This is a genomic window from Candidatus Similichlamydia epinepheli, assembly GCF_003056015.1.
In genome coordinates this window covers 1-3,617 of the sequence record NZ_PPEU01000072.1, presented here as the reverse complement: position 1 = coordinate 3,617, position 3,617 = coordinate 1, and the positions used below count along the sequence as shown (strand labels likewise).

3 protein-coding genes and 1 pseudogene are annotated in these 3,617 nt (G+C 36.4%); all 4 read left to right on the top strand.

Annotation, left to right across the window (positions count from 1 at the left end; genetic code table 11):
• Positions 1 to 257: hypothetical protein (locus tag GCCT14_RS03945; protein WP_157952594.1), on the top strand; the 257-nt coding region annotated here is incomplete at its 5' end.
• Between the two features lie 183 nt (positions 258 to 440).
• Positions 441 to 1,085, top strand: a complete 645-nt coding sequence (locus GCCT14_RS03940) for a hypothetical protein (RefSeq protein WP_108624324.1) — start codon at positions 441 to 443, stop codon at positions 1,083 to 1,085.
• Positions 1,086 to 1,348: 263 nt separating this feature from the next.
• Complete coding sequence (gene uvrC / locus GCCT14_RS03935; RefSeq protein ID WP_108624323.1) at positions 1,349 to 3,184, top strand: excinuclease ABC subunit UvrC; 1,836 nt, start codon at positions 1,349 to 1,351, stop codon at positions 3,182 to 3,184.
• A gap of 70 nt (positions 3,185 to 3,254) precedes the next feature.
• Positions 3,255 to 3,386, top strand: a pseudogene (rpmJ, locus tag GCCT14_RS03930) (50S ribosomal protein L36); the annotation flags it as partial.
• Positions 3,387 to 3,617 lie beyond the last annotated feature (231 nt).

Sequence of the window (3,617 nt, the reverse complement as noted above, 5' to 3'; positions counted from 1 at the left end):
ATTTTCCTACATCACTTCTAGGGAAGAGGTCTGCTGAACCAGTTTCTGAAAAAGAAATTAACCCAGGGAAAATAAGTTGCACAGTTGAATTGTTATCAGGGTCATCTTTAGAAACAGAAACGCACAGTACGGAGCTACCTGTATTAAGTAGTGAAGATATAAGACTTTTGTTGGAAGACGAGATGGGTGAAGATAATATTCTATTAAGTGATGAAGATGTACTTGAGTTCGAAGAACTTGAAAAGTTTTTGGGGTGATTTAATGGCACAATGTGAAATATGAAAAAACTTTTAGAAAAAGATTTTCATAACTTTGGAACGACAAAAGAAATTAAGTGTCGAATACAATATTGTAATTGAAGATTGCAAATTGATATGTCAAATAAAAATGTAGCGAATTGATTTAGTTTATTTTATGATTTAATTCGCCAATGGTGTTTTATGCCAGTTTTTATCCAATTAAACTTAACTCTACCACTCGTTAGGAATGTGATTAGATCTGCTGCTGGATTTGTGACAGGTAGATTGCAAAATACAATTAGGCTGAAAACGCCTTTATTTTTTTTACGTTACTCTCCAAGCACTTTTCAAGTAAGAAAAACTTCAGCAAAATTGATTGAACGCTCGTCAATTAATATTTTTACTACAGTTTCTATCGTCGTTGTAGTGCTAGCGTTAATTTATTTCCTGTTCAAAAAGTTGATAAAATTTCTTCCTAAGGGAAAGGAAGAAAAGACGATATTAGATGTAGACAAAATAAGGGCTGCTGAAGAAAGAGCGCAAGCTGCTGAAAAGCGAGCGCAGCTTGCCGAAGAACGATTATTACAAGTTTCTGGGCTAAAACTAGATGCTGAAAAGCGAGCGCAAGCTGCTGAAGAAAGAGCAAAAGCTGCTGAAAAACACGCTAAAGTTTCTGCAATATTATTGCAGGATGCGGGCTCGGAAGAAAATATGAAAGAATTATTACGAATTGCTGAAGAACGAGTGATGGCTGCTGAAAGGCGAGCAATGATTGCTGAAGAACGAGCAGAAGAGGCTGAGGCCCAGGTGCTAGCAAATGAGTTCCTATTGATGTACAAGAAGTAAATTATTCGGATTACATTCTGATCACATGCGTAATTTCATGTGCTTTATGTTAGACTTTTATTTAGATTAGTCATGTGTATTTCGTATCTTTTTAATGGTTTTGATTTCACAAGTTCTTAGAATAAATCATACGATATTTATCCTTTGAAAACATTATTTTTGGGGATGGTATATTTATTTGATGAGTAAAACAGGAGATTAAAAAATCTTTTTTAGAGCTACAATACGGTCTCTATTGTTTTTGCATAATTAGCGGGTTAGAAATGCAAAATCATTGGGATTTAATTAATATCCCCAGCTCTCCTGGGGTTTATCTTATGAAAGGATCACGGGATTGCATTATTTATATTGGGAAAGCAATTGACCTGCGGAAAAGAGTTTCTCAATATTTCGCTAATGGGCGTGATGAAAGAGGCATGGTGCCTCATCTAATTTCTGAAATCAAAAAAATAGACTTCATAATTGTTTCTTCTGAAAAAGAGGCGTTATTACTTGAAAGGAGATTAATTCAAGAATACAGACCAAAATACAATTCTTGTTTAAAAGATGATAGTTCATTCTACTTGTTTCATCTTGATCCAAAAGAATTTTGGCCGAAATTAAGATTAATTCGTGCAAAAGACAGCGTAAGTTCAACATCTCTTTTATGGGGCCCATACACAGATTCTAAAAGTGCTCGAGAAATTTTTGATGTTTTGCACAGAATATTCCCTTTAAGACGTTGTTCAGATAAAGAGTTTGCTAAACGTAAAACTCCGTGTCTTTACTATCAAATTAAACGATGCCCTGCTCCTTGTGTTAATTTATGTTCTCGAATGCAATATTTGATGCATGTTGAAGCAATAATAGATTTTCTTGATGGGAAAATTCATTCTGTTTTGAACAGATTGCAATCTTCTATGGAACTTGCTGCTAAAAATTTTGAATTTGAACATGCGGCTTACTTAAGAGATTTGCGCTCAAGGATAGAATCGTGGTCTGTTACAACGTCGAACAATGTTGTTGATTCGGTTAGCAATGAATCTGCTGATCTTTTTTGTATAGTTGGCAACCCTTCTTCCATTATTGTTTCGCGCTCTGCTTATAGAGAGGGAAGATTGATGCAGATGGATCATTTTGCTGTTTCTGATCTCATAGGCAGCTATGATGACATCTTACAAACTTGGATACTTCACTATTACATGGATATTGCCGTACAACCTTCAATCAAAAAGATTGTTATTTGTGTTGATGGAGCAAAAGAGTTTGTAGCACTCAGAGAATGCTTGTCAGAGACATTAGGGTCATGTTTAGAAGTGATAACTCCTCAACAAGAGCCTATGATTTCATGGTGCCGACTTCTTTATTTGAATGCTCTTTCTAAAATACAAACTATTTCCGGCTCTCATTCTGCTATAAAAATGAAAGAACTAGGAGACTTTTTTGAACTGTCCAGAACTCCAACAACAATTGAGTGCATCGATCATTCTCATTTGCAGGGCCATCAATCGGTGTCCGCAGTCATTGTTTCTGAGAAAGGGATACTGAATCGAAGTAAATACCGACGTTATAATTGGGGATTGACACAAGGAAATGACCTCGATTTGCTTCGAACATTTATGATGAAACGTTACAAATCAAAAAATACTCCTGATTTAATTTTAATAGATGGAGGAAAAACACACTGGAAGACAGCATACAACTGTTTGCGTGAACTGAATCTAACCAATATCCCGATCCTTGCTTTGAGTAAAGATCAAGGCAAACATAGTAAAGGGCTTTCATTTGAAAAACTATGGGGGCCTAATTTGAATGTAGTCCGAACCTTGGACCCAATGTCACCTTATACTTTGTTCCTTCAAATGCTTAGGGATGAAGCACATCAAGTAGCTATCAATTTTCAGAAAAAACAGAGATCTAAAAGTCATGCTAAGAGTCTTTTAGATTCAATTCCTGGAATTGGGCCAAAAATTAAAAATAAAATTTTATCCAAAAATGAAGGATTGGAACAGTTCATGGATGATCTGTACCATGGCAGAGAAAATGTTAAGATTCCACATGTGGCAAAGCAACTGCTTATAGAGCATTACATTTCCAAAAAGCTACGAAAAGGCGATTGAAAGATTCTTTATCCTATTGTAGAATCGTGCTTCTCTTTCAGGGGATTTTGTGAACGTTTTGGTGAATATTATGAAGGTTCGAGCTTCTGTTAAGGCAGACCCATCGAAAGGGGATAAGATTGTAAGGAGAAAGGGGCGTCTTTACGTAATCAATAAAAAGGATCCTAATCGCAAGCAGAGGCAGAGCGGTCCGTCCAGGAAGTCTTCAATCGGCTTAAGAAGAGGTCTTATCAAGAAGAGCGAAGGGATGGGTAGTAATGGCTCGTAAAGCAATGGTAGAAAAGCAAAAACGTCGTATGCGATGTGTTGCTAAGTTCCGAGATAAGAGAGAGGGGTTATTGAAGACTATCCGTTCCTTTAAGGCTTCGGACGAAGAAAAAGAGTTTGCTCGTCTTGAGTTAAGCAAAATGCCTAGGGATGCATCTCCTGTGAG

Coding starts and splice junctions, on each gene's coding strand:
- GCCT14_RS03940 (WP_108624324.1), top strand. CDS start 441: ATGCCAGTTTTTATCCAATTAAACTTAACTCTACCACTCGTTAGGAAT.
- uvrC (WP_108624323.1), top strand. CDS start 1,349: ATGCAAAATCATTGGGATTTAATTAATATCCCCAGCTCTCCTGGGGTT.